Below are 18,278 nucleotides of genomic sequence, written 5' to 3' on the forward strand. Positions count from 1 at the left end.
TTACCTGCCGAAATGCGGACTTTACATAGTCGGGAACGTAAACACCGCACCATCCTTGATGCCATCGGGCCATCGGCTGGTAACCGTTTTCAACCGGGTGTAAAAGCGAATGCCTTCCGGTCCGTATATCGAATGATCGCCGAACAAAGACCGTTTCCAGCCGCCGAAGGAGTGATAGGCGACGGGAACAGGAATCGGCACGTTGATGCCGACCATGCCAACCTCGATATTGTTGGCAAAGCTGCGCGCCGCATCACCATCGCGGGTGAAGATTGCAGTGCCATTGCCGAATTCATGATCATTGACCATTTTCGTTGCGGTTTCAAAACTGTCGGCGCGGACGACCGACAGAACCGGGCCGAAAATCTCTTCCTTGTAGATCGACATATCGGTGGTCACACGGTCAAACAGAGTGCCGCCAACGAAGTAGCCGTTCTCATAGCCCTGCAGGCTCAATCCGCGTCCGTCGACCACCAGTTCGGCGCCTTCTTTTTCGCCCGCATCAATATAGCCGACGACCTTGTCCTTGTGCTGTTTGGTAACCAACGGTCCCATATCCGCCTGAGCGTCGGTGGAGGGTCCGATTTTCAGCGATTCAATGCGCGGCTTCAGCGCTTCCACCAGCTTGTCGGCAATCGCATCGCCGACCGGCACGGCGACCGAAATTGCCATGCAGCGTTCGCCGGCAGATCCGTATCCGGCACCCATCAGCGCATCAACCGCCTTGTCGATATCGGCATCGGGCATGATCACCATATGGTTCTTTGCGCCGCCAAGGGCCTGGACCCGCTTATTATTGGCGGTTCCGGTGTGGTAGACGTATTCTGCAATCGGGGTCGATCCGACAAAGGATACCGCCTTGATGTCCTTATGGGTCAGAATCGCGTCGACAACTTCCTTGTCGCCATGCACTACGTTGAGAACGCCAGCTGGCAATCCGGCTTCGTTGAATAATTCGGCAACCAGATTGACGGCAGAGGGATCTTTTTCGGAGGGTTTCAGAATGAAGCAATTGCCGCAGGCAATCGCCATCGGATACATCCACAGCGGCACCATTGCCGGAAAGTTGAACGGAGTGATTCCGGCCACGACGCCCAGCGGCTGGCGGTCGGAATAACTGTCGATTGCCGGCCCGACATTGCGCGAAAACTCGCCTTTCAGCAGGTGCGGGATGCCGCAGGCGAAATCCACCACTTCCAGTCCGCGCTGCACTTCCCCAAGCGCATCATCATGGGTCTTGCCATGCTCGGCGGAAATTGCGTCGGCTATCCGGTCCAAATTCTGATCGACCAGGAATTTGAATTTGAACATTACCGCAGCGCGTTTCAGCGGCGGCAGATTTGCCCAGGCCGGCAGCGCCGCCTTTGCAGCCTGCACCGCCATGTCGAGTTCAGATGCGGTTGACATGCCAACTTCGCCATTTGGCTCACCGGTCGCCGGATTGTAGAGCGTCATGGTGCGCCCGCTCTGGCTGGCATGGGATTTTCCGCCAATAATATTATCTACACGTGCCATTCATCAAATTCCTCAAGCTGCGTCTTTCAACACACCGGACAGCGTGTCGATCAGTTCGTCAATATGCGTTTTTTCAATCATCAGCGGTGGTGACAATGCGATGATATCACCTGTGGTGCGGATCAGCAGATTGCGCTCATAGGCCTCCAGGAAGCAGGAGAAGGCGCGTTTGGTCGGCTCGCCTGCAATCGGTTCAAGCTCAATGGCGCCGATCAGCCCGATATTCCTGATGTCGATGACATGGGGCAGGCCCTTCAGTGAATGCAGTGCATCTTCCCAATAGGGGCCAAGTTCCTGGCCGCGCTGAAACAGCCCTTCATCCTCATAGGTGTCCAGAGCGCCAAGCGCAGCAGCCGAGGCCATCGGATTGCCGGAATAGGTGTAGCCGTGAAAGAACTCGATCATATGTTCCGGGCCTTGCATGAAAGCGTCGTAAATATGGTCTTTGACAAATACCGCCCCCATCGGAATAACACCATTGGTGAGCCCTTTGGCCGTAATCACAATATCCGGAATGACACCGAAATGCTGAACCGCAAAGGGCGAGCCAAGACGGCCAAAACCGGTGATGACTTCGTCGAAAATCAGCAATATTCCGTATTTATCACATATATCGCGCAGCCGCTGCAGATAGCCTTGCGGCGGAATCAGCACACCGGTTGAGCCGGCAACCGGCTCGACAATCACCGCAGCAACCGTTGAGGGGTCGTGAAGTGTGCATATCCGTTCCAGCTCATTGGCCAGATCAGCGCCATGTTCGGGAATGCCGCGGGTGAAGGCATTGTGCGCAATATCATGGGTGTGTGGCAGATGATCGACACCGGTCAGCAATGTGCCGAACATTTTGCGGTTGGAAACGATACCGCCCACAGATATGCCGCCGAAATTGACACCATGATAACCGCGCTCGCGGCCGATCAGCCGGAACCGCGAACCATCGCCTTTTGTGCGATGATAGGCCAGTGCGACTTTCAGTGCGGTTTCAACCGATTCAGAGCCGGAATTGGTATAGAGCACATGATTGATGTCATCGGGCATGTAGCTGACAAGCCGCTCGGCCAACTCGAATGCTTTCGGGTGGCCCATCTGAAATGCCGGCGCATAATCCAGCTCGGCAGCCTGCTTCTGAATGGCTTCGGTGATTTTGGGGCGGCAGTGTCCGGCATTGACGCACCATAATCCGGCCGTGCCATCCAGGACACTGCGACCGTCAGCGGTGGTGTAATGCATGTCCTTTGCCCCGACAAACATGCGCGGGGCTTCCTTGAACTGCCGGTTTGCCGTAAACGGCATCCAGAAGGCTTCAAGGCTGTTATTCTTGTTTGGCGTCTGAATATTCATGATGTCGTTGCTCTCCCGGCCATTCACATCCACGCAGACATTGTTCCTCAAAAACAAGTCCGATCTTCAAAAAACAACTGCCGGCGGAAGTGTATTTGACATTCGCACGGCCACGCCGTTAGGTGAAAACAGAATTCCTGACCAATTGGTCAAATGAGACGTTAGACACAAACGGAAAAGCCCACAACCCCTTTCCTCCGGGTCATTTCAAAGGCAACTCCGCAAACAGGAGGATGCCATGAAAACCATCGACGCGGCGTCTCCAGTGAAGCAGGCATGAGCGAATATGGATTTTGGTGAAACCAGAGCGGGCCAGCGGGTCAGAAGTAAATCCCGCAAGCCGACCCGTATCCAGATCCGCAATCAGGAACGTATTCTTGACGGGGCGCTGGGCGTCTTTGCCTCGACCGGCTTTCGCGGCGCGACGGTCGATCAGCTTGCCGATGCCGCCGGCATGACCAAACCCAATCTGCTGTATTATTTCAAATCCAAGAAGGTTCTGTACATCGCCGTGCTGGAACTCGTTCTGGAGCGCTGGCTGGAACCGTTGGAGCAACTCGATCCTGACGGCGATCCGGCAGACCAGATTCTCAGCTATATGCGCGCCAAACTGGCGCTGTCGAAGCAGCGGCCTGAGGATTCGCGGCTCTATGCCAATGAAATTCTCCACGGCGCACCGCTGCTCGCCAATGTTCTGAAGGGCCATCTGAAAGCTCTGGTCGAAGAAAAGGCGGCGGTGATCCGGCACTGGTGCGAGACCGGAAAACTCAACCCGGTTGATCCATATCATCTGATTTTCATGCTCTGGGCAGCCACCCAGCATTATGCCGATTTCGAGGTTCAGGTTTCCGCGCTTCTGGGCGATGCAGGACGTGATGAAACCTATCGCGCTGCCGAAGACACACTTGAAACCGTGCTGATGAAGGGGCTGTTGCCAAAATCGTAAGCCGGTGTATCACTGGAGCACGTTTTCACATCCCGGCGTTTTGCTGCGAAACTGTTCACACAAGGACCAGACATGAAGACAATTGCAGTATTGGGTCTTGGCAAGATCGGCTCGCTGGCAGCTGTGCTGCTGCGCCAGGCAGGATTGCAGGTCACCGGTTTTGACCAGGCGGCAAAAGCCCTTCACGACATTCCGGTTTTGAGTGACGACATTTCCTCTCCGGAGGTTTTGAAATGCCTATGCGCCGATCATGACGCTGTGTTGTCCTGTCTGCCCTATCATCTCAATGCGATGGTTGCCGCTGCGGCCCACCAGGCCGGCATTCATTATTTCGATCTGACGGAAGATGTCTCGACGACCGGTTTCATCCGCGAATTGAGTGCCCGGGGCAACAGTCTGATGGCTCCCCAATGCGGCCTCGCGCCGGGTTTTGTCGGCATTGTCGGAGCTTCACTGGTGGCCGGCTTTGATGAGTGCCGCTCGCTGCGCATGCGGGTCGGGGCCTTGCCGCAAAACCCCACAGGTCTGATGGGCTATGCCTTCAACTGGTCACCGGAAGGCGTCGTCAATGAATATCTCAATGATTGCGAGGTCATTGAAGATGGCGAGCGCAAACTGGTTTCGGCGATGGAGTGGCTGGAAACGCTGTATATTGACGGCGTCAAGCTGGAGGCGTTCACCACCTCCGGCGGACTTGGCACCATGTGTGAAACCTATCATGGCCGCATCGCCAATCTTGACTATAAATCGATGCGCTATCCGGGCCATGTGCAATTGATGAATTTCTTCTTTCATGAATTGCTGATGCGCGAGCGCCGCGATATTGCCGGCGAGATTCTGACCAACGCGAAACCGCCGGTCGATCAGGATGTGGTCTATGTGCATGTCGCCGCTGAGGGCCTGGTTTCCGGCGCGCTCCGGCGCTCCGAGTTTGTCCGCACCTACCGGCCCATCGAAATCGGCGGAAAACCGCGCACTGCGATTGCCTGGACAACATCCGCGTCGGTTGTTGCGGTCATTGAAATGGTGCGCAATGGCAGTCTGCCGCAAAACGGCTTCCTCAAGCAGGAAGATATTCCGCTGGACAGGTTTCTGGAAACCGATACCGGCCGGTTGTTCAACTGATAGGGTTTAGCCGCTGCGGAAGTTCAGACTGCCGGTGACACGCTGCTTTGCCATCGCGCTATTCCGCCGGTTCAACCGCCTTTGCCGGGATGAAATTCGGTGACGAGGGATTGTTCACATGTTCAGTCCAATTGGCATATTCCGAAGAAATTGGCGTGTTGGTGCGTGGATCAACGCCCGTCGTCATTTCCTCCATGGTGATGCAGTCCTCAACGGGACAGACATTGACGCACAGATTGCAGCCGACGCATTCTTCGTCGATCACTTCAAAGTGCCGCTCGCCGTCCAGCATGGAAGTAATGGCCTGATGTGACGTGTCTTCACAGGCAATATGGCAGCGGCCGCATTTGATACACAGATCCTGATTGATGACCGCCTTGGTAATGTAGTTGAGATTGAGATACTGCCAATCCGTGACATTTGGCACGGCCTTGCCGACAATCTCCGAAACATCGGAGAAGCCTTTCTCGTCCATATAGTCGGACAGGCCGTCGATCATGTCTTCAACAATCTTGAAGCCATAGGTCATGGCGGCGGTGCAGACCTGAACATTGCCACAGCCGAGCGCCAGAAATTCCACCGCATCACGCCATGTGGTGACGCCGCCAATGCCGGAAATCGGCAAACCCGGTGTGTCCCGATCGGTGGCGATTTTCGACACCATGTTGAGCGCGATTGGTTTGACCGCAGGGCCGCAATAGCCACCATGGGTTCCTTTGCCGTCAATCGTCGGCTCCGGCGCAAAGGTATCCAGATTGACGCTCATGATCGAGGTTATGGTGTTGATCAGCGACACTGCGTCAGCCCCGCCATTGTGGGCCGCACGGGCCGGACCGCGAATGTCCGAGATGTTCGGCGTCAGCTTCACAATCACCGGCATATTCGAGTGCTGCTTGCACCAGCGTGTCACCATTTCCACATATTCGGGAACCTGGCCGACGGCGGCTCCCATGCCGCGTTCCGACATGCCGTGCGGGCAGCCGAAATTCAGCTCGATACCGTCTGCTTCCGTGTCTTCGACCTGTTTCAGGATGTCGATCCAGTAATGCTCTTCACATGGCACCATCAGAGAGACCACCATGGCCCGGTCCGGCCAGTCACGTTTCACCTGCTTGATCTCGCGCAGATTGATCTCCAGCGGCCGGTCGGTAATCAGTTCGATATTGTTGAGCCCGATCAGGCGCCGGTCATTCGACCAGATTGCGCCATAGCGCGGACCATTGACATTGACGATGGGAGGGTCTTCGCCAAGTGTTTTCCAGACGACGCCACCCCAGCCGGCCTTGAAGGCCCGCACCACATTGTAGGCTTTGTCGGTTGGCGGTGCCGAGGCCAGCCAGAACGGGTTCGGGGATTTGATGCCGACAAAATTGCTGCGAAGATCTGCCATGGGTCTGTCTCCCTACGCTTTCAGGACTGAGTTGATGTGTTCCGCGGCAATCTTGCCGTCCTCCACCGCGATGACGGTCAGATCGTTGCCATCGGATACGCAATCTCCGCCGGCCCACACGTCGGGCAGGCTGGTTTTGCGGTTTTCATCGACCTTGATGCGGCCATTCTCAAGGGCTATCTGGTTCAGTTCAGAACTCAAATCCGCATTTTGCAGGGTCTGGCCGATTGCCTTGAACACCATATCCGCTTCCAGAGTGAAAGTCTCGCCGGTCCCGGTCAGCCTGCCATTGTCATCGCGCATCGTCTCGAAGGTAATGGCGCTGACGGAGCCATTGGCGACCAATTTTTTCGGAGCCGCATAGGTACGGATGGTGACGCCAGTTGTCTGGGCAAATTTCTGCTCTTTGGCGCTGGCATTCATGCGCTCATGACCACGGCGATAAACGATTGTAACTTCGTCGGCCCCCAGACGTTTGGTCTGGTTGGCAATGTCGGTGGCGGTCATGCCGCCGCCGATCACGACAATCTTGCGGCCGACGGGCAGATTTTGCAACTGATCGGTCTGGCGCAGATCCGCGATATAGCTGACCGCATCCATCACACCATCAGCCTCTTCACCCTCAATGCCAAGCGCATTGACACCGCCAAGGCCCGCTCCCAGAAAGACCGCATCATAGTCGTTGCGCAAATCCGCCAGTGAGAAATCGCGACCCAATGCCTTGCCGGTTTCAAGCGTGACGCCGCCAATGCCGAGCACGAAATCCACTTCTTTCTGGGCAAAATTCTGCGTGGTCTTGTAAGCGGCGATGCCATATTCATTGAGACCGCCGGCTTTCTGCCTGGCGTCGAACAGTACGACATCATGACCATGGCTGGCGAGGCGGTGCGCGCAGGACAGTCCTGCCGGGCCCGCACCGACCACAGCCACCTTCTTGCCGGTGGCGGCCGCCCGTTCAAAGGGCTGCTCCTTATGCGCCATGTAATGATCGGTCGCATAGCGCTGCAGTTGGCCGATCTTGACCGGCTTTCCTTCAGCCACTTCGCGAACACAGACCTCTTCGCATAATTGTTCGGTCGGGCAGACCCGCGCGCACATGCCGCCGAGAATGTTCTGCTCGAAAATAGTCTTGGCCGAACCATCCGGATTATCAGTGGCGATCTGACGAATGAATTGCGGGATATCGATGGAGGTCGGACAGGCCTGGACGCACGGCGCGTCATAGCAGAAATAGCAGCGCTCTGACTCAACGAAAGCCTCCCGCTTCGTCAGAAGCGGATAGGCGTCCGAGAAGTTTTTGACATAATCCTCAGCCTCAAGCCGCCCGGCTTTGATGTCTGGTGCCTGGATGTCTAGTGCCTGTGCGTGATCTGCCATCTGGGCTCTCCCTTGCCAAAATATTTTACCATTTGGACAAATTTTTTTCAGATTGTCCAGTGCCATTAGCGCAAACCGGGTCCCGGCATCAGGCGCAGCGCCGGAATTCTGCTGGAAAAACACCGGAAAATGTTCGGTTGAACCGGCACTGCCACCTGTTTTTCTTGTCACCGCCCTCTGGCTTGCGTAAACCGGGAATGCAGATCAGATTTCAGGTATCAGATGACTTCAGCTCCACCGTCCCCATTCCTTTTCCTGTCGCGCCGCAGCCTGCTGCTGGGCAGCGCAGCTGTTGTTTTGGCAGCGTGTACGCCCGACGGGCTGGATGTCGGTTTGCTCGATGATGAATTCTACACTGCTGCCTACGGGCCAAGGCCGGAGGAAGAGTTTCCGCTACCGGCTCTGGACGTTGCCAAAACCGCAGACAGGCGGCTTTTACGCCAGGTGGTGCGCTACGAGACGAGTGAAAAGCCCGGCACCGTGGTGGTAGATCCGGCCAATCATTATCTCTATCTCGTCCATGAGAACAATTATGCGATGCGCTATGGCGTCGGCGTTGGTAAAGCCGGGATGGCGTGGTCCGGTCGGGCCTATATTGCCGGAAAGCGCCGCTGGCCAAGCTGGCGTCCACCGGCCGAGATGATCGAACGCCGGCCGGAGTTGCAGCGATACGGCCCTGAAGGCATGGCAGGCGGGCCCGACAATCCCCTTGGCGCGCGTGCGCTTTACCTGTTTGAAGGTGATGTCGATACGCTGTACCGGATTCACGGCACGCCTGAGCCGGATTCGATTGGCAAATCCGTATCCAGTGGCTGTATCCGGATGTGGAACCAGGACGTGATCGACCTCTATGAACGGGTCGGGAAATACACACCCATTATTGTGCTGGGTCCCCAGGTGGACGGCGAGGCTTCAGCATGAGCCCGGCAGAAACATTGTTGCGACAAATGTTTGATGCAGCGGTTGCAGCCGCCAACCCGGATCTGGTGGTGCCGCCCTTCATGCCGCAAAAGCCGTCCGGCCGGGTCATCATCCTGGGGGCCGGCAAAGCCTCCGCCGCAATGGCGCGGGCTGCCGAAACCCATGTCCTCAACAATTGGGGGCTGATTCCGGACGGCCTGGTCGTCACCCAATATGGCGCCGGGGTGGCCTGTCGCCACGTCGAAATCGTAGAAGCCAGTCACCCGGTCCCGGACGCCAATGGCATGGCTGCCGCCGGGCGGATTCTGGCGCTTGCCAGTGCCGCAGATGAAGGCGATCTGGTGCTGTTTCTGGTCTCGGGAGGCGGCTCTGCGCTACTGCCACTGCCGGGAGAGGGGCTCAGCCTTGATGACAAGCAGATCGTCAACAGGGCGCTGTTGAAATGCGGCGCGACCATCCATGAGATGAATGTCGTCCGCAAGCATCTGTCCGCCATCAAAGGCGGCCGGCTGGCAGCGGCTGCCTATCCCGCCCGATTGGTCACACTGGGCATTTCTGATGTGCCGGGCGATGATTTCGGCACCATTGCTTCAGGCCCGACCATTGCTGATCCATCAACCGCAGCCGACGCCTTGGCTATTCTGGCACGCTACAAGATCGATCTGCCAGAAAACGTCAAAGCATTTCTGCGCTCAAAAAGGGCTGAATCGCCAGACCCTTCTGCCGCCTGTTTTGCCGCTGCCGAGGCCATTCTGGTTGCCAAACCCCAGGCTTCGCTCGAAGCTTCTGCTGATGTTGCAAGGCAGTCTGGCTATACACCTGTCATTCTTGGCGATGCCATCGAGGGTGAAGCGAAGGACGTCGGCCTTGTGATGGCGGGAATTGCAAAACAGGTGCGCACCTACCAGCAGCCCGTTGCGCCGCCGGTGGCGCTGATTTCCGGTGGTGAAACCACGGTTTCCGTCAACGGGCCTGCGGGACGGGGCGGGCGCAATACGGCCTTCCTGCTGAGTTTTGCCATGGCCGCCAATGACATGACAGGTGTGTCGGCGCTGGCCTGCGACACTGACGGCATTGACGGGACACAGGACAATGCGGGGGCGGTTTATCTTCCCGGCGATATCGCTCTGGGGCAGGCGGCCGGCCGGCGTGCGGTTGAGGATATGACCGGCTTTGACAGTTACAGCTTCTTTGAGGCTCTGGACCGCCTGGTGATGACCGGGCCAACCCGGACAAATGTCAATGATCTGCGGGTTATTCTGATCGATCCGGTCTGACCGGCACTGATGCACGGATTGATGGAAACCCATCAAGTCGGGCGCGCTGTCGAGAGTTGATCTTGGCGTGCCTCGCACATACGCTGTTGGCCGAAAACTTTGAGGGGAGGTGCCGCACATGCTGGAAGGCCCAAAGAATGAGCCGGGTGCGGGCATTGCACCGACCTACCTTGGTCTTGATATCGGCACTTCGGCTGTCAAGGCGGTGCTGATCGCTGCCGACCAGTCGATTCTTGCCAGCGAAACCGCACCGATGGAAGTCTCCCGCCCGCAGCCCGGCTGGTCAGAGCAGGACCCGGACAGCTGGATTACGGCAACGCGGCAGGCCGTGGCAAAGGTCAAGGCTGCCCGGCCGGAAGCGCTGTCACGGCTGCTCGGAATCGGCCTGTCTGGCCATATGCATGGCGCGACGCTGATTGGCTCCGATCACAGGCCTTTGCGGCCCTGCATCCTGTGGAATGACGGACGCTCGGCGCAGGAATGTGTTGAACTTGAAGCCAAAGCGGATTTTCGCGGCATTGCCGGAAACATCGTCATGGCTGGCTTTACCGCCCCCAAACTGGCCTGGGTTGCCAAACATGAGCCGAAGATATTTGAAGCCATTCACAAAGTGCTGCTGCCCAAGGATTATGTGCGGTTGTGGCTGACCGGCGAATTTGCCTCTGAAATGTCCGATGCCTCCGGCACCGCCTGGCTGGACGTGGCAAAACGCGACTGGTCCGTTGATCTGGTGGAAGCGACCGGGCTGACCATGGACCACATGCCACGGCTGGTGGAGGGCAGCGAGAATTCCGGCCATCTGCGCCAAGAACTGCGCGATGAGTGGGGACTGAACGGAACAATTGCGGTCGCCGGCGGCGGTGGCGACAATGCCGCATCGGCTTGCGGTCTTGGCACCGTTGTGCCCGGCTCGGCCTTTGTCTCTCTGGGCACGTCCGGTGTGGTCTTTGTCAGCAATGACAGGTTCTCACCGAACACGGAAGGCGCGGTGCATGCCTTCTGCCATGCAATCCCTGATACCTGGCATCAGATGGGCGTCATCCTGTCGGCCATGGACAGTCTCACATGGCTCTCCTTGACCACGGGAACACCGGCACCGGACCTGACGGCAGCGCTGGAGGGACCCTTGCGCGGCCCGGCGCGGGGATTGTTCCTGCCCTATCTCTCCGGGGAGCGCACGCCGCATAATGATGCCTCTGCCCGCGGTGCCTTTATCGGGCTGGATCACAGCACCGACAAGAAAGTTCTGACACAGATGGTGCTGGAAGGAATCGCTTTTGCCTTCTGCGACAGTCTGCGTGTCCTGTCCGATGCGGGCTCCCGTATTGACAGCGCTCTTGTCGCCGGTGGCGGCGCGCGCAGCAAAGCTCTTCTGGAAATTTTGGCGACAGCCTTGAACATAGAACTGCATCTTCCGGAAGCCGGTGATTTCGGTGGCGGCTTCGGTGCTGCGCGGCTCGGACTGATGGCAGCAACCGGCGCAGACCCGGCCCAGGTTTGTAGCCAGCCACGGATTGTCGAAACGATCTCGCCGGATGCGCGCCTGACAAATGCCTATCAGGACAAATACCAAAGTTACCGCGCGCTTTATCCAGCGCTCAAACCATTGCTAAACGCGTGAGGAACAACACATGAGTACAGGTTTTTTCGGCGACATTGCGCCGGTTCAGTATGAGGGGCCGGACAGCGAAAACGAATTCGCCTACCGTCATTACAACCCCGGTGAAATGGTCATGGGCAAATCCATGGAAGATCATTTGCGCGTGGCAATTGCCTATTGGCACAGCTTCTGCTGGCCGGGCGGAGATCCGTTCGGCGGGCAGACTTTTGATCGCCCGTGGTTTGGCGAGAGCATGGATGCCGCACGGCTGAAAGCCGATGTGGCGTTTGAAATGTTCGATATTCTCGGTGCGCCGTTTTTCTGCTTCCACGATCGCGATATCGCGCCGGAAGGCGATACGCTGGAACAGAGCAACAGCAATGTCAGCGCCATCGCCGACATTTTTGCAGCGAAAATGGAAACCTCGAAGACCCGCCTGTTGTGGGGCACGGCAAATCTGTTTTCCAACAAGCGCTTCATGTCCGGTGGCGCGACCAACCCGGACCCCGCTGTATTCGGCTATGCGGCGGCACAGGTCAAACACGCCATGGATGTGACGCATCAGCTCGGCGGACAGAATTATGTGTTGTGGGGCGGCCGCGAAGGCTATGAGACGCTGCTCAACACCGATATGAAACGGGAGTTGAATCAACTTGGCCGCTTTCTCAGCATGGTCGTTGATTACAAACACAAAATCGGTTTCAAGGGCGCCATCCTGATTGAACCGAAGCCGCAGGAGCCGACCAAACATCAATATGATTTTGATGTGGCCACGGTTTACGGACTGTTGCAGGCACATGGTCTGGAAAACGAAGTCCAGGTCAATATCGAGGTTGGCCACTCGGTTCTCGCCAACCATTCCTTCGAGCATGAAATCTGCACCGCGATGGCACTGGGGATTTTCGGCTCGGTGGATGCCAACCGCAATGATTATCAGTCCGGCTGGGATACCGATCAGTTCCCCAATAATGTGCCGGAAATGGCGCTGGCGCTGTATTACATTCTGAAAGGCGGTGGCCTGACCAATGGCGGCTTCAACTTTGACAGCAAGCTGCGCCGCCAGTCGCTGGATCCGGCAGATCTGATTGTCTCGCATATTGGCGGCATTGACGTTCTGGCGCGGTCGTTGAAAGCGGCGGCAGTGATGCTCGAAGAGGGCGTTTTGGACGGCTTTGTGGAGGACCGCTATGCCGGCTGGAACCATCCTGAAGCGCAGAACATGCTGGATGGAACCTACAAGCTTGAAGACATTGCCCAGTGGGTGCATTCTGCCGGCATCAACCCGGAGCCAAAGTCCGGTCGCCAGGAATATCTGGAGAATATCGTCAACCGATACGTGTAAGAGAGCCTTATGAACAAGATCAAATACGGCATGGTCGGTGGCGGGCAGGGTGCCTTTATCGGCGGCGTTCACCGGATCGCTGCGCGCATGGATAATCACTTTGAACTGGTCGCTGGCGCATTTTCATCGACAGCCGAAAAATCCAAGGATTCGGCTGAGGAACTGGGCGTCAGCCCTGATCGTGCCTATGGTGATTTTACCGAGATGGCGAAAGCGGAAGCGGCACGCGAAAACGGCATCGAAGCGGTTGCGATCGTGACGCCGAACAACATGCATTTTCCGGTGGCCAAAGCGTTTCTGGAGGCTGGCATTCATGTCATCTGCGACAAGCCGATGACCACTAGCATTGAAGATGCCAGAGAACTGGTCAAACTGGTGGAAACCAGTGGCAGGCTGTTTGTCCTGACCCATAATTATTCCGGCTATCCGCTGATCCGGCATGCCAAAGCCATGGTCTCCAATGGGGATCTGGGGAAAATCCAGGTCATTCAGGCGGAATATCCCCAGGACTGGCTGACCGACGCGATTGAAGGAACCGGCCAGAAGCAGGCGGCATGGCGGACCGATCCCGCCCAATCGGGCATTGGCGGCTGTGTCGGTGATATCGGCACCCATGCGTTTCATCTGGCCGGCTACGTGTCCGGCCTGAAAGCGGAAAAGGTCGCAGCGGATCTCACCAGCTTTGTTTCTGGCCGCGATCTCGACGATAATGTTCATGTGATGCTGCGCTATGAAGATGGCGCAAAAGGCATGATCTGGGCAAGCCAGGTTGCTCCTGGCAATGAAAACGGACTGAAACTGCGGATTTACGGCACCAAGGGCGGTCTGTCATGGGAACAGGAAAATCCGAATCGGTTGGTGCACACACCGTTTGGCAAACCGCCATGCATCCTGACGCGCGGCGGACCGGGCCTTGGGCCGGAAGCGGAACGCATGAGCCGCGTGCCGCCGGGACATCCTGAAGGTTATCTGGAAGGGTTTGCCAATATCTACAGCGAGGCCGCCGCCGCGATTGTCGCTTTTCGCAATGGCCAGACGCCGGATAAAGCGGTTCATTTTCCAACCGTCAATGACGGCGTGGAAGGCGTTGCCTTCATTGTCGCCTGCGTGCAATCAAGCGAGGCGGATTCGGCCTGGACCGAAATCGAAAGATAGCCGGATTGGCTAGTGCCGTCACCCTGCCGATTTTTCTCATCATTGAGGCAATTCAGACTTACGGCGGTTTTCATGCCGCGCTTCTGGCAAACCCGATCCGGGTCGAAGACGGGCATATCATCCCGTCTGCAGAACCCGGTCCTGGTGCCGAATTGAACGAAGCGGTGGCGCGTGACAATCCCTGCACCGGAAACCGGCTGCATCTGGAAATGCAGGACGAGCCGGTTGATTACGGCTCGGGCAACAGTCAGGTCAAATTTTCATCCAGCCCAGTCCGGCCAGCGTGTCACCCGCAGGCTTGTATTCGCAGCCGATCCAGCCCTTGTAGCCGATTTTGTCAATGTGCCGGAACAGGAACGGATAATTGATCTCTCCGCTGCCTGGCTCATGGCGGCCCGGATTATCGGCAAGTTGCAGATGTCCGATACGGTGGAGATTTTCGCTCAGCGTGTTGGCCAGATCCCCCTCCATGACCTGCATATGATAGATGTCATATTGCAGCGTCAGATTATCGGATCCGACCTTTTCGATAATGTCGAATGCCTGTGCGGAGGTGGTCAGATAGAAGCCGGGCATGTCGCGTGTGTTGATCGCTTCGATAACCAGATGAATGTCGTTTTTAGCAAATTCGCTGGCCGCATAGCGCAGATTTTCCACAAAGGTCTGCTCCAGTAACGCCAGGTCAATACCGGCAGGTGCGATCCCCGACAGGCAGTTCACCGTCGGGCAATTCAGCGCCTTGGCGGCGTTGATGGCGATGCCGACGGATTTGCGGAACTCATCAACGCGGTCCGGCAGGCAGCCAAGCCCCCGGTCACCTGCGGCCCAATCACCCGGCGGCATATTGTGCAGAACCTGACTCAGATTCAAATCCTCAAGCTTTTTCGCCAAGTGATTGATATCATAATCATACGGGAACATATATTCGACAGCTTTAAAGCCGGCGCTGCTGGCAGCATCAAACCGCTCAAGCATGGGCAGGTCGGTGAAAAGCCAGTTCAGATTGGCAGCGAATTTGGGCATATTGATCCTTACTCTCGGTCACCAGTCAGGAGATGCTTGCTGAATGGCATGCGAGCCGTTTACAACAAGCACAGCGACAAAACAATCAAAGGGGACAGCCCCTTGTGCAACCGGGAGATTTTTATGAAGAAAACTTTTTTGGCAGCGACCACTGCTTTGTCCCTGGCAGCTTTTTCCGCAGCCTGGGTCTCGCCCGCTGCGGCGGAACTCAAGGTCGGCATGATCACCACCCTGTCCGGCGGCGGTGCCAGCCTGGGGATTGATGTGCGCGACGGTTTTCAACTGGCCCTGAAGATGGCCGGGGATCAGCAGATCGACCTGCTCATCGAAGATGATGCGCGCAAGCCCGAAAACGCGGTGAAGATTGCCGACAAATTCATCTCCAGCGACAAGGTCGATGTGCTCACCGGTATCATCTGGTCAAACCTTGCAATGGCCGTTGTTCCCAAGGCAGTGCGTGGCGGCACCTTCTATATCAGCCCCAATGCCGGTCCTTCGGCACTGGCAGGCAAGGGCTGCAATGAAAATTATTTCAATGCGGCATGGCAGAATGACAATCTGCACGAAGCGATGGGCAATTATGCCAATGACGCTGGCTATACGAAGAGTTTTATCATCGCTCCGAACTATCCGGCGGGCAAGGATGCACTGACCGGCTACAAACGCTTTTACAAGAGTGAACTGACCGGCGAGGTTTACACCAAACTCGGCCAGACCGATTATGCTGCGGAAATTGCCCAGATCAAGAACTCCGGGGCCGACAGCGTTTTCTTCTTTCTGCCCGGCGGCATGGGCATTGCCTTCATGAAGCAATATGCCCAGTCCGAAGTCGGCATTCCGGTGCTTGGCCCGGCATTCTCATTTGATCAGGGCATTCTCGCCGCAGTTGGCGATGCAGCGCTGGGGGTCAAGAATTCCTCGCAATGGTCAAAAGATCTGCCGAACCCGGCCAACAAGGCTTTTGTCGCCGCCTTTCAGGAAGAATATGGCCGTCTGCCATCGCTTTATGCCAGTCAGGGTTTTGACACGGCAAATCTGATCCTGTCTGCCGCCGCGAAGGCGGATGTGTCAAACAAGGCGGCCTTCCGTGAGGCGCTGCGTGCGGCTGATTTTCAGTCGGTTCGGGGTGATTTCCGGTTTGGACCCAATCAGCACCCGATTCAGAATATCTATGTTCGCGAAGTCGTAAAGGAAGGCGATATTCTGACCAACAAGATCGTTTCAATCGGTCTGGAAGATCATCAGGACGCCTACGCGGCCGACTGCAAGATGTAATCTGCAAGTCACGATCCGGCCCGGCTTCAGACCTGTGTGCTGAAGCCGGGTTTTCTACGAGTCTGGAAAGGCCTGAATGTCGACCTTATTGATTGCAGAGCAGGTTCTGAACGGGCTGCAACTGGGCGTCACATTGTTTTTGATGGCGGCCGGCCTGACGCTGGTATTCGGCGTCATGGGTCTGATCAATCTGGCCCACGGCTCGCTTTACATGATCGGAGCTTTTTTCTGTGCTTTCGTTTCGGTTGAAACCGGCTCGTTCTGGCTCGGTCTGATCGCTGGCATGGCAGGTGCCGCGGTTGCAGGCGCGGTTCTGGAAGTCGTCGTGATGCAGCGGCTCTACAGCCGCGACCATCTAGATCAGGTGCTGGCCACTTTCGCGCTGATCCTGATCGCCTCGGAAGGCACACGCTGGCTGTTTGGCGATGTGCCGCTGTTTCTCGATGTGCCGGCCGGTTTTTCCGGCACAGTCGAACTGGTCGGTGGATTGACCTACTCGAAATACCGGCTGTTGATTATTGGTGTTGGCCTGCTGGTTGCGGCCGCTCTGTACTGGCTGATCGCCAGAACCCGGCTCGGCATGCGTATCCGGGCCGGCGAGTCGGACCGCGAAATGATTGCAGCGCTCGGCGTCAATATCCGCCTCGTCTATACGGCGGTATTTGCCCTTGGTGCAGCGCTTGCCGGGCTGGCCGGATCGATGGTCGGCGCGCTGTCATCGGTTCAGGTCGGCATGGGTGAGCCAGTGTTGATCCTGGCTTTTGTCGTCATTGTCATCGGCGGCATCGGCTCCATCAAGGGCGCGCTGATCGGCGCTGTTCTGGTTGGTCTCGTCGACACTTTGGGCCGCGCCTTCCTGCCGGCGCTGTTTCAACTGTTCATGGACAGTTCCCAGGCCGCGACAATCGGCTCGGCACTGGCATCAATGGCGATTTATGTGGTGATGGCGATTGTGCTGGCAATCCGCCCCCGGGGGCTGTTTCCAGCCACTGGCACAAGTCATGTCTGAGATCTCGCGCGAAGGCTGGGTCAGCCTGGCGGTCCTGGCGCTGTTGCCGCTGGCCGCCCTCATCGCCCACCTGTCCGGCGAGAGTTATATCGTCAATCTGCTGACCCGGATGAGTGTTCTCGGTCTGGCCGGAATCGGTCTGAATTTTGCGCTGGGCTATGGCGGGATGGTCAGTTTCGGCCACGCAGCGTTTTTTGGCCTCGGGGCCTATGTCGCCGGCATTGCCGCTTTTCATTCATTCGATGAAAGCCTGTTTGCCAGCGTGCCATTTGCCATTGGCGGCACCAATCAGATGCCGCTTGTCTGGCTGATTACGTTGGTGCTGGCTGGCCTTCTGGCATGGCTGATCGGGCTGATTTCGCTGCGCACATCCGGCGTTTATTTCATCATGATCACACTGGCCTTTGCCCAGATGCTGTATTATTTCGCCATTTCCTGGCCCGCTTATGGCGGCGAGGACGGGCTTTCGATCTATCTGCGCAACGAATTTCCCGGCATTGCCACCGACAGCGCGTTTTCGTTCTTTCTGCTGTGTTACAGCGTTCTGCTGCTGGTGCTGCTGCTGTGCTGGCGTTTCATCAATGCCCGTTTCGGCGCTGCCCTGCAGGGTGCGCGCATGAATGCGGTGCGTCTGTCCAGCATCGGTATTGCGCCGGTTCCGGTGAAACTCACCGCTTTTGTCATATCCGCCATGATTGTCGGGCTGGCCGGTGCCCTGTTTGGCGAGTTGAACGGCTTTGTCAGCCCCACATCTCTGAGCTGGCAGATGTCGGGCGAGTTGATCATCTTTGTCATACTCGGTGGTGTCGGGCGCCTTACCGGGCCGCTGATCGGTGCCATTGTGTTTGTCCTGCTGGAGACGTATCTGGGCGCTCTGACCGACCGCTGGCAGTTCTTTCTCGGCCTCATTCTGCTGGCGACTGTGTTGTTTGCCAGTGGCGGCATCATGGGGTTGATCGGCGGCAGGACGCGGCATGACTGA

At 57.1% G+C, this 18,278-nt stretch carries 15 protein-coding genes; 10 read left to right on the forward strand and 5 right to left on the reverse strand.

Annotation, left to right across the window (positions count from 1 at the left end; translation table 11 throughout):
- Nucleotides 1-21: 21 nt before the first annotated feature.
- Complete coding sequence (locus tag RAL88_RS19690) at nucleotides 22-1,515, reverse strand: CoA-acylating methylmalonate-semialdehyde dehydrogenase (RefSeq protein ID WP_306265798.1); 1,494 nt, start codon at nucleotides 1,513-1,515, stop codon at nucleotides 22-24.
- A gap of 12 nt (nucleotides 1,516-1,527) precedes the next feature.
- Nucleotides 1,528-2,856 carry an aspartate aminotransferase family protein gene (locus RAL88_RS19695; protein ID WP_306265800.1) on the reverse strand — a complete coding sequence of 443 codons (1,329 nt, stop codon included), beginning with the start codon at nucleotides 2,854-2,856 and terminating at the stop codon, nucleotides 1,528-1,530.
- 286 nt (nucleotides 2,857-3,142) lie between these two features.
- Between RAL88_RS19695 and RAL88_RS19700 the strand changes: the two genes are divergently transcribed.
- Nucleotides 3,143-3,802 (forward strand): TetR family transcriptional regulator C-terminal domain-containing protein, encoded by a 660-nt coding sequence (locus tag RAL88_RS19700; protein WP_306265801.1) that lies wholly within the window; start codon nucleotides 3,143-3,145, stop codon nucleotides 3,800-3,802.
- Nucleotides 3,803-3,874: 72 nt separating this feature from the next.
- On the forward strand, nucleotides 3,875-4,927 hold the full coding sequence (locus RAL88_RS19705; RefSeq protein WP_306265803.1) for a saccharopine dehydrogenase family protein: 1,053 nt from the start codon (nucleotides 3,875-3,877) through the stop codon (nucleotides 4,925-4,927).
- A gap of 58 nt (nucleotides 4,928-4,985) precedes the next feature.
- On the opposite strand, the gene preA is transcribed toward RAL88_RS19705, so the two are convergent.
- Nucleotides 4,986-6,317, reverse strand: a complete 1,332-nt coding sequence (preA, locus tag RAL88_RS19710) for an NAD-dependent dihydropyrimidine dehydrogenase subunit PreA (protein ID WP_306265804.1) — start codon at nucleotides 6,315-6,317, stop codon at nucleotides 4,986-4,988.
- A 12-nt stretch (nucleotides 6,318-6,329) separates the two neighbouring features.
- Nucleotides 6,330-7,694: an NAD(P)-dependent oxidoreductase gene (locus tag RAL88_RS19715; RefSeq protein ID WP_306265806.1), complete on the reverse strand. Its 1,365-nt coding sequence runs from the start codon at nucleotides 7,692-7,694 to the stop codon at nucleotides 6,330-6,332.
- A gap of 222 nt (nucleotides 7,695-7,916) precedes the next feature.
- Between RAL88_RS19715 and RAL88_RS19720 the strand changes: the two genes are divergently transcribed.
- From RAL88_RS19720 to RAL88_RS19740, 5 genes are all read left to right on the forward strand, one after another.
- Entirely contained in the window at nucleotides 7,917-8,615 is a 699-nt protein-coding gene (locus RAL88_RS19720) for a L,D-transpeptidase (protein ID WP_306265808.1), read from the forward strand.
- The gene (locus tag RAL88_RS19725) at nucleotides 8,612-9,892 is read left to right on the forward strand and encodes a glycerate kinase (RefSeq protein WP_306265810.1); all 1,281 of its coding nucleotides are present in this window, start codon (nucleotides 8,612-8,614) and stop codon (nucleotides 9,890-9,892) included. The genes RAL88_RS19720 and RAL88_RS19725 overlap by 4 nt, the downstream gene beginning before the upstream one ends.
- A 118-nt stretch (nucleotides 9,893-10,010) precedes the next feature.
- Nucleotides 10,011-11,513: a xylulokinase gene (gene xylB, locus RAL88_RS19730; RefSeq protein WP_306265811.1), complete on the forward strand. Its 1,503-nt coding sequence runs from the start codon at nucleotides 10,011-10,013 to the stop codon at nucleotides 11,511-11,513.
- A 10-nt stretch (nucleotides 11,514-11,523) separates the two neighbouring features.
- On the forward strand, nucleotides 11,524-12,834 hold the full coding sequence (xylA, locus tag RAL88_RS19735) for a xylose isomerase (protein WP_306265812.1): 1,311 nt from the start codon (nucleotides 11,524-11,526) through the stop codon (nucleotides 12,832-12,834).
- 9 nt (nucleotides 12,835-12,843) lie between these two features.
- Nucleotides 12,844-13,989 (forward strand): Gfo/Idh/MocA family protein, encoded by a 1,146-nt coding sequence (locus RAL88_RS19740; RefSeq protein WP_306265814.1) that lies wholly within the window; start codon nucleotides 12,844-12,846, stop codon nucleotides 13,987-13,989.
- Between the two features lie 252 nt (nucleotides 13,990-14,241).
- Here RAL88_RS19740 and hyi read toward each other — a convergent pair whose 3' ends face one another.
- Nucleotides 14,242-15,012 carry a hydroxypyruvate isomerase gene (hyi, locus tag RAL88_RS19745; RefSeq protein WP_306265816.1) on the reverse strand — a complete coding sequence of 257 codons (771 nt, stop codon included), beginning with the start codon at nucleotides 15,010-15,012 and terminating at the stop codon, nucleotides 14,242-14,244.
- A gap of 123 nt (nucleotides 15,013-15,135) precedes the next feature.
- On the opposite strand from hyi, the gene RAL88_RS19750 reads away from it, so the two are divergent.
- From RAL88_RS19750 to RAL88_RS19760, 3 genes are all read left to right on the forward strand, one after another.
- Nucleotides 15,136-16,287, forward strand: coding sequence for an ABC transporter substrate-binding protein (locus RAL88_RS19750; protein WP_306265817.1), 1,152 nt, complete (start codon nucleotides 15,136-15,138; stop codon nucleotides 16,285-16,287).
- 76 nt (nucleotides 16,288-16,363) lie between these two features.
- Complete coding sequence (locus RAL88_RS19755) at nucleotides 16,364-17,296, forward strand: branched-chain amino acid ABC transporter permease (RefSeq protein WP_306265819.1); 933 nt, start codon at nucleotides 16,364-16,366, stop codon at nucleotides 17,294-17,296.
- Nucleotides 17,289-18,278: a branched-chain amino acid ABC transporter permease gene (locus RAL88_RS19760; RefSeq protein WP_306265821.1), complete on the forward strand. Its 990-nt coding sequence runs from the start codon at nucleotides 17,289-17,291 to the stop codon at nucleotides 18,276-18,278. The genes RAL88_RS19755 and RAL88_RS19760 overlap by 8 nt, the downstream gene beginning before the upstream one ends.

It is taken from the genome of Pararhizobium sp. IMCC3301 (assembly GCF_030758315.1).
In the GTDB taxonomy this organism is placed as follows: Bacteria; Pseudomonadota; Alphaproteobacteria; order Rhizobiales.

Bases quoted from the DNA above. Each gene is read 5' to 3' on its own strand.
- RAL88_RS19755 (WP_306265819.1), top strand. From the start codon at position 16,364: ATGTCGACCTTATTGATTGCAGAGCAGGTTCTGAACGGGCTGCAACTG.
- RAL88_RS19700 (WP_306265801.1), top strand. From the start codon at position 3,143: ATGGATTTTGGTGAAACCAGAGCGGGCCAGCGGGTCAGAAGTAAATCC.
- RAL88_RS19740 (WP_306265814.1), top strand. From the start codon at position 12,844: ATGAACAAGATCAAATACGGCATGGTCGGTGGCGGGCAGGGTGCCTTT.
- RAL88_RS19750 (WP_306265817.1), top strand. From the start codon at position 15,136: ATGAAGAAAACTTTTTTGGCAGCGACCACTGCTTTGTCCCTGGCAGCT.
- RAL88_RS19715 (WP_306265806.1), bottom strand. From the start codon at position 7,694: ATGGCAGATCACGCACAGGCACTAGACATCCAGGCACCAGACATCAAA.
- hyi (WP_306265816.1), bottom strand. From the start codon at position 15,012: ATGCCCAAATTCGCTGCCAATCTGAACTGGCTTTTCACCGACCTGCCC.
- preA (WP_306265804.1), bottom strand. From the start codon at position 6,317: ATGGCAGATCTTCGCAGCAATTTTGTCGGCATCAAATCCCCGAACCCG.
- RAL88_RS19690 (WP_306265798.1), bottom strand. From the start codon at position 1,515: ATGGCACGTGTAGATAATATTATTGGCGGAAAATCCCATGCCAGCCAG.
- RAL88_RS19760 (WP_306265821.1), top strand. From the start codon at position 17,289: ATGTCTGAGATCTCGCGCGAAGGCTGGGTCAGCCTGGCGGTCCTGGCG.
- xylB (WP_306265811.1), top strand. From the start codon at position 10,011: ATGCTGGAAGGCCCAAAGAATGAGCCGGGTGCGGGCATTGCACCGACC.
- RAL88_RS19705 (WP_306265803.1), top strand. From the start codon at position 3,875: ATGAAGACAATTGCAGTATTGGGTCTTGGCAAGATCGGCTCGCTGGCA.
- RAL88_RS19695 (WP_306265800.1), bottom strand. From the start codon at position 2,856: ATGAATATTCAGACGCCAAACAAGAATAACAGCCTTGAAGCCTTCTGG.
- RAL88_RS19720 (WP_306265808.1), top strand. From the start codon at position 7,917: ATGACTTCAGCTCCACCGTCCCCATTCCTTTTCCTGTCGCGCCGCAGC.
- xylA (WP_306265812.1), top strand. From the start codon at position 11,524: ATGAGTACAGGTTTTTTCGGCGACATTGCGCCGGTTCAGTATGAGGGG.
- RAL88_RS19725 (WP_306265810.1), top strand. From the start codon at position 8,612: ATGAGCCCGGCAGAAACATTGTTGCGACAAATGTTTGATGCAGCGGTT.